Origin of the sequence: Eubacterium sp. 14-2, from assembly GCF_000403845.2 — a bacterium.
GTDB lineage: Bacteria > Bacillota > Clostridia > Lachnospirales > Lachnospiraceae > Petralouisia.
Window position 1 is genome coordinate 3,484 of record NZ_KE159570.1, and the last position, 868, is coordinate 4,351.

At 37.3% G+C, this 868-nt stretch carries 2 protein-coding genes; one reads left to right on the top strand and one right to left on the bottom strand.

The annotated features are described in order from the left end of the window. Positions 1-481, top strand: a 481-nt coding sequence (locus C805_RS26885) for a hypothetical protein (RefSeq protein WP_207637002.1), incomplete at its 5' end; no start/stop codon positions are given. A 7-nt stretch (positions 482-488) separates the two neighbouring features. Here the strand turns inward: C805_RS26885 and C805_RS0107150 are convergent. Continuing rightward, a complete protein-coding gene (locus C805_RS0107150) occupies positions 489-758 on the bottom strand; it encodes a hypothetical protein (protein ID WP_022750928.1) in 270 nt (89 codons plus the stop codon). Positions 759-868 lie beyond the last annotated feature (110 nt).

Consider the following 868-nt stretch of genomic DNA (forward strand, 5'->3'; position numbering starts at 1 on the left):
GGTGGGGTTGTGGGTTGGTTTGCTAAACACGGATATTGTGCCGGGATACATCTCCTGTTCTTATTCTTTTTGTGAACAGCATGGCTGGTATCGAATAGCAAAGACAGAAGGTGTATATCACGACAATTCATGCCTGATAAGCGCAAAGCGATATTATAATAACATGCCTCCGGAGTATCAGAAAATACAATTTTTTGGTGTATACACTTTGAGAAAGTTTATAAGTATATCATCTGCTTCCCTTATGCATGCCTGGACAAAAATCAGAGAAACATGGGACGAAACAAATAATGTATCTTACCTGGAGATTTATCAAAATACTGATAATGCTAATATGTGGCTGATTTCAATAGAAGATGCCCTTTCTCCTGAAGGTAACATTCAAAGCTGGAAAACTATACCATCCGTTCTGACTCAGGAGACAATAAATGGTGTGAAAGTGCTTGCTTTGTTAGAACTTCCTGCAAATAATCCGGCATAAAATTAGTTCAAACCATCGTTTCTGTCCAGTCTGCAACATTTTTAAAAATGATACCACTGACTTTTCTGTAAAAAATGATTCCAGGAAAAGCGTAAGAAAATACAATAGCAGAAGCAAATTCCCAGATACCGTAAGACTGAACAATCATTTTTATGCTGCCGCCGGCGGTTACGTTTACAATATATGTTTCATTTCCAAGCGGAATCTTTAAAAAAATATCTTTTACAATATCATCAAGGTTTAAAGTAGGAGGGTATTCAAAAAATATTTTTCGCACTATGGTGTTTTGTAAATCCGTGTTTAGCAGATTCCCGCTTTTTCTCTCCGATTTTTTCCGTTTTCTCCCCTTCCGATATTTCCGGGTACAACAAAAACTCCGGCCTGTAT